Source organism: Rhodococcus sp. CX (genome assembly GCF_015865005.1).
GTDB lineage: Bacteria > Actinomycetota > Actinomycetes > Mycobacteriales > Mycobacteriaceae > Rhodococcus.
The window spans coordinates 28,357-33,954 of sequence record NZ_JADZGH010000251.1 but is presented as its reverse complement, the minus strand read 5'-3'; the positions used below and the strand labels follow the sequence as shown (position 1 = coordinate 33,954).

The 5,598-nt window shown below is 70.3% G+C and carries 6 protein-coding genes; 4 read left to right on the top strand and 2 right to left on the bottom strand.

The annotated features are described in order from the left end of the window. The first annotated feature begins 82 nt into the window (after nt 1–82). From I0Q12_RS26980 to I0Q12_RS26970, 3 genes are all read left to right on the top strand, one after another. Nucleotides 83–343, top strand: coding sequence for a carboxypeptidase regulatory-like domain-containing protein (locus I0Q12_RS26980; RefSeq protein WP_197256428.1), 261 nt, complete (start codon nt 83–85; stop codon nt 341–343). A 129-nt stretch (nt 344–472) separates the two neighbouring features. Further along, nucleotides 473–1,243, top strand: a complete 771-nt coding sequence (locus I0Q12_RS26975) for a thioesterase family protein (RefSeq protein ID WP_197256426.1) — start codon at nt 473–475, stop codon at nt 1,241–1,243. 44 nt (nt 1,244–1,287) lie between these two features. Further along, nucleotides 1,288–1,704: a hypothetical protein gene (locus I0Q12_RS26970; RefSeq protein WP_197256424.1), complete on the top strand. Its 417-nt coding sequence runs from the start codon at nt 1,288–1,290 to the stop codon at nt 1,702–1,704. A gap of 4 nt (nt 1,705–1,708) precedes the next feature. Here the strand turns inward: I0Q12_RS26970 and I0Q12_RS26965 are convergent, their stop codons facing one another. Both I0Q12_RS26965 and I0Q12_RS26960 read right to left on the bottom strand, forming a co-directional pair. Further along, complete coding sequence (locus I0Q12_RS26965; protein ID WP_197256422.1) at nt 1,709–2,509, bottom strand: alpha/beta fold hydrolase; 801 nt, start codon at nt 2,507–2,509, stop codon at nt 1,709–1,711. A 167-nt stretch (nt 2,510–2,676) separates the two neighbouring features. Beyond that, complete coding sequence (locus I0Q12_RS26960; RefSeq protein ID WP_197256420.1) at nt 2,677–3,609, bottom strand: NAD(P)-dependent oxidoreductase; 933 nt, start codon at nt 3,607–3,609, stop codon at nt 2,677–2,679. A gap of 149 nt (nt 3,610–3,758) precedes the next feature. On the opposite strand from I0Q12_RS26960, the gene I0Q12_RS34030 reads away from it, so the two are divergent. Then, the coding region (locus I0Q12_RS34030; RefSeq protein ID WP_307846558.1) for a bifunctional proline dehydrogenase/L-glutamate gamma-semialdehyde dehydrogenase at nt 3,759–5,598 on the top strand (1,840 nt) is incomplete at its 3' end.

Here is a 5,598-nt window from a genome sequence, read left to right as displayed (position 1 = left end):
ACGGCGTCTCACCGGGAGTGCCGGTGAACTCCGGTGTCCGTATCACCGGCCCGGTCTTCGACCGATTGAAGGCGTGGAAGGCGTGATTCGAGGCATCGTCCGCTGCGGAAACACCCCGGTCCCGTTCGCCCGCATCGTCGTGGTGACGGGTCCGGGGCCGATGCCGGAGATCGCGATCCTGTCCGGACCCGACGGCAGCTTCACCGTCGGCACGCCCTATCCCGGCCGGTACCTGCTGGCGGTGCACGCCGACGAGTATCGGCCCGCCCGGCTCGAAGTGACCCTGCCCGAGGCGTCCTCGACCGCCGAGGTCGTCGCCGCCCTCGAAACCCTCCCTACCTGAAGGAGTTCAGCTCTCCGCGGCGCTGATGCGCCGGTGTGCAGAAGTGGCGGTGGGAGCCGCCAGAAAGGCACACCGGCGCGTCAGCGCGGCGCGCGTGATTGCATGGAGCAAACGCACGAGGAGTTGCCGATGAGCTATTTCGAACGAACCGGGCCGACCACCTTCCGGGCCACGCATCACGTCGGCGGCGCGTGGGAAACGAACGAACAGCACATCGCGCCGGCCCTCGGGCTGATGGCGCACGCCGTCGAACTCGACCGCGACGCCCGCCGCGACGACGGGCTTGCCATCGGCCGGCTCTCCTACGACATCCTGGGCACGCTCCCCATCGACGAGGTCGAGGTGCAGGTCGCTGTTCTGCGTCCCGGCCGCACCATCGAACTCGTCGAGGCAGTCCTCGCACACGGAGGCCGTGCCGCCGTGCGCCTGCGCGCCTGGCTGATGCAGACCCGCCCGACCGCCGAACTCGAAGGAACGTCGCTCGCGCGGATCGCCCCGCCCGAGGAGATGGAGGAGTGGGATCCGACGTCGGTGTGGCCCGGCGGATTCATCGAGTCCGCGCAGGTGCGCCGTCGGCAGGTCGAGCCGGGCCGGGCGTCGTACTGGGTACGCACCCCGCTCCCCCTGGTCGCCGGTGAGGACATCAGCGCGGTCGCCGGGGCGGCAGGCCTCCTCGACATCGCCAACGGCATGACCGTGCGCGCCCATCCGAAGGACATCGCGTTCCCCAACATCGACCTGACCGCACATTTCTTCGCCGAGCCGCGCGGCGAGTGGCTCGGGTTCGACACCACCGTCTCGTTCGGGCCGACCGGTCTCGGGCTGACGAGCAGCGTCATCCACGACGTCCACGGGCCGATCGGCACCGCCTCGCAGGTACTGACCGTGCGCCCGTCCTGACCTGCCCGGGCCGGGCTCCACGACGCTCGGTAGTGTCCGTGAACATGCCTCGCGTCACCGTCACCCTGCACAATCACGCCCCCGCGGACGCGTCCGAGCATATCCGCCGGCACGTGCCGCACTACTGCGCGCTCGAAGCAGCGACGGGTGCGTGGAACCGCGTGCTGGCCGACACGCTCGACGGCTTCGATCCGGTCACGGACATCGTCGTCGTCAACGTGAACAGCAACTTTTCGCGCGAACTGTTCACCGAGGAAGCGCAGTTGGACATCGAAGCGACGCGGATCGGCACCACCTCGGTGACGCTGCGGGCAGGAATCGAGCAGGGCGGGTCACTCGCGGCGGATATGTCGGTGACGCTCGTGCAGGTCGGGGACGGCCGCTCCGCGGCGCGGCCGTGGTCGCCCGAGCAGATCGCGTCGCTGGAGGCGCTGCGCAGTCCCCTCCCGATCGCCGATTAGCCGCTCACGAGACGACGACCTCGAGGGGGAGACGGTCCAGGACGGTTTGCATCGTGTGACCGAAACATTCCGGGTCGGCGATCGGCCACCCGTGCCCGCCTGCGACGGTGAACACCGACGTTCCGCCCAGGCACGCGCGGAGCGATTCGACACTCGCCCGCGGGACCAGCTGATCGTCGTGGCTCCACACGAGCGCTGCCGGCAGACGCTGTTGCGCCAGCCGATCCAGAGATTCGTCGAGGTCCAGGCCCCGCGGGATGGAGTCGGTGCGCAATTCGGGTGCCGGATCACCGTCCGTGGTGACGGTGCGGCGCGGCGTATCGACCGAAGCGAGCATCCGTCGCACCAACGCCTCCTCCAGGGCCGTCCCCCGCTCCCGCGGTGATCCGTCGCCGAGCGGGGTCACCGCTCCACCGACGTCCGGCCACGGTCCTCCGTCCACCGGGTTCACGAGAACGAGCCGGGCCACCCGATCCGGAAGAACAGCGGCGGCGCGGATCGCAAGTGCCCCGCCGAACGAGTGCCCGACCAGGGTCACCGAACCGAGTCCGGCAGCATCGAGGAACCGACCGAGCCAGGCCGCGCCTTCCGCCACGGTCCGCTCATCGAGGGATTTGCCCGGCACTGCCGCGAAGGCAGGAATCGCCGGGGCAAAGACCCGTACGGTGCGGGCCAGCCCGGCCAGGGCATGCCGGTAGATCCAGGGCGTCAATCCATATCCGGGCACGAAGACCACCGGTGCTCCCCGGCCGAGGACGCCGCACACCTCCGCCCGGGCATCGACGTGAACAGTGGACCAGGACATCGTTGCGGGGTGACCATCGGTACGGGTGACCGGCGATCCGTGTCGGAGAGGCATGGGGACCTTCGATCGAACGGGTGGGGACACGTCCCACCATGTCGTTTTCCGCGCGATGCGGCGACGGCCGAAATACCCGCAGGGCATACCTGTTTCTCCAGGACGGACTCCGCTCAGAACAGACCGTCCCGGAAACCCTGACGCCACGACGGATACCGCAACTCCCAGCCGAGTTCCCGCTTGGCCTTGGCGTTGGAGAACCCGCGCCCCTCGGTCATCATCGTCACCGCCACATCGCCCGCCAGCAGCCGGGCGAGCCATCGCGGTACCCGCATCGGGGGTTTCGCGCCCGCGCAGGCGGCCAGATACGGCAGCCACTCCCCCGCCGGGGCGGGTTCGTCGTCGACGATGTTGTAGATGCCCTTCGCGTGCTGTTCGACCGCCAGCACGGTCGCGCTCGCCGCGTCGTCGAGGTGCACCCACGAGCTGTATCCGGTGCCGCCGCCGACGAGCGGGAACTGCCGTTTGCGGACGAGTTCGACCTGATCGTCGCTCGCGCCGGGACCGTAGAGCCCGCCGTACCGCAGTGCCGCCCCGCCCGCCTCGAGGACCCGGTCCTCGACGTAGCGGATCGCATCGGCGCCCGGGCGCGCCTTCGTCCCCTCCTCCGGATCCAGCGGATCCTCTTCCGTCTTCACCCATCCGCCCGTGCGGATGCCGTTCCAGCTCGCATAGCTCTGTGCGACGACGTGCGGCATGCCGTTCGCCTCGGCCGCGGCCAGCAGGTGATCGGTGCCTTCGGTCCGCAACCGGATGGTCGTCGCGAACCACCGGTCGAAGTGCTTCATATCGGGTTTGCCCGAGTGCGCCGCGGAGATCGCGGTCATCTGGTGGACGATCGCATCGGGCCGGGCGGAGGCCACCGCCGCCGCCACCGAGTCCGCGTCCAGTCCGTCCATCACGACCGCATCGGCACCGAGCTGCCGGAGCAGAGCGAGTTTGCCGGGGCCGGTCGTCGTCGCCGTCACCTGATGACCTCGCGCCACGAGCTGCGGCACCAGCCGTTGCCCGAGCACCCCGGATCCACCTGCCACGAAGACTCGCATGACCATCACCTTCTCGAATCGGATTCGTCCTCGTGGAGGTGTGACGATTCGGCCCGGTGTTGTGTGACACGAGGGTGTGGGACATGAGCGCAACACCGCCCGCCTCGCGCGGTTGCGGCCACAATGGTGCTGGACGCGGGAGGTTTGCCATGACCGACAGCACGCACGAGCCCCGAATCCACAGCGGCTCGCTCGCCGACGAGACCGTCGCCCTGGTGCGACGGTGGATCGCCGAGGCCGCGACGGTCCCGCCGGACCGCGGCGCCGAACAGCTCGCCGCGGTTCTGAAGGACCCGCACGGCCTCGAGTTCACGGTCGCGTTCATCGACGGGGTGATCCGGCCCGAGGATCCGCGGGTCGCCGCGCGCAATCTCGCGCACCTGTCCCGGGACCTTCCGGCCTTCCTGCCCGCGCACCTGCGCGCCGCGATCCGGGCCGGCGGCACGCTCGGTCCCGCCCTGCCGCACGTGGTGGTGCCCGCGGCGCGGCGGGCGCTGCGCGCGATGGTCGGGCATCTCGTGGTCGATGCGAGCGACGCGCGGCTCGGGCGCGCGATCGCGCGGCTGCGTCGCGACGGGGTGCGGCTGAACCTGAATCTGCTCGGGGAGGCGGTGCTCGGGGAACGCGAGGCCGACCGCCGGCTCGCCGGCACCCGCGCGCTGCTGGCCCGCGACGACGTGGACTACGTGTCGATCAAGGTGTCGGCGGCGGTCGCGCCGCATTCACCGTGGGCGTTCGACGAGGCGGTCGACGACGTGGTCGAGCGACTGGTGCCGCTGTACCACCTGGCCGCGACCTCCCCTTCCCCGAAGTTCATCAATCTGGACATGGAGGAGTACCGCGACCTGGACCTGACGATCGCGGTGTTCATGAAGATCCTGGACCGGCCGGAGTTCGCGCACCTGGAGGCGGGCATCGTCCTGCAGGCCTATCTGCCGGATTCGCTGGCGGCGATGATCCGGTTGCAGGACTGGTCCGCGGCGCGGCGGACGCGGGGCGGGGCGCCGATCAAGGTGCGGGTCGTCAAGGGCGCGAATCTTCCGATGGAACGTGTCGAGGCGTCGCTGCACGGCTGGCCGCTCGCGACCTGGGGTTCGAAGCAGGAGACGGATACGCACTACAAGCGTCTGCTGGACTACGCGTTCGAGCCCGACCGCATCGCCAACGTGCGGATCGGCGTCGCCGGTCACAACCTGTTCGACGTCGCGCACGCGTGGCTGCTCGCCGGGCAACGCGGGGTCCGTGACGGCGTCGAGTTCGAGATGTTGCTCGGGATGGCGCACAGCCAGGCCGAGGTGGTGCGCCGCCACGTCGGCGGGATCCTGCTGTACACGCCGGTGGTGCATCCGGACGAGTTCGACGTGGCGATCGCGTATCTGGTGCGGCGGCTCGAGGAGGGTGCGGGCCAGGACAACTTCATGTCGGCGGTTTTCGCGCTGCACGAGGACGAGTCGTTGTTCGAACGCGAGAAGCAGCGGTTCCTGGCGTCCCTGGCGGACGTGGACGGTTCCGTCCCCCCTCCGAACCGCACCCAGAACCGGCTGGTGGGTCCGCTCGAGCCGCCCGGCCCGGAGTTCGCGAACACGCCCGACACCGATCCGTCGCTGCCCGCGAACCGCACGTGGGCCCGGCAGATCCTCGGGCGTGCGGCCGGCTCCCGGCTGGGTGCCGCCGCGGTCGCGGCACACACGATCCGCACGGCCGACCAGCTCGACGACCTGCTGGCGACCGCCACCGCGCACGGCCGCGAGTGGGGCCTCCGCGCGGGCAGCGACCGCGCGGAGGTTCTGGAACGGGTCGCGTACGAGCTCGAATGCCGGCGCGGCGAGCTCGTCGAGGTGATGGTGTCCGAGGCCGGTAAGACTGTCGACCAGGCCGACCCGGAGGTGTCCGAGGCGATCGACTTCGCCCGCTGGTACGCCGATCGGACCCGCGACCTCGACGCCGTCGACGGCGCCCGGTTCGTGCCGTCCGCCCTGACCGTGGTGA

Bases quoted from the DNA above. Each gene is read 5' to 3' on its own strand.
- I0Q12_RS26965 (WP_197256422.1), bottom strand. From the start codon at position 2,509: ATGTCCTGGTCCACTGTTCACGTCGATGCCCGGGCGGAGGTGTGCGGC.
- I0Q12_RS26960 (WP_197256420.1), bottom strand. From the start codon at position 3,609: ATGCGAGTCTTCGTGGCAGGTGGATCCGGGGTGCTCGGGCAACGGCTG.
- I0Q12_RS26975 (WP_197256426.1), top strand. From the start codon at position 473: ATGAGCTATTTCGAACGAACCGGGCCGACCACCTTCCGGGCCACGCAT.
- I0Q12_RS26970 (WP_197256424.1), top strand. From the start codon at position 1,288: ATGCCTCGCGTCACCGTCACCCTGCACAATCACGCCCCCGCGGACGCG.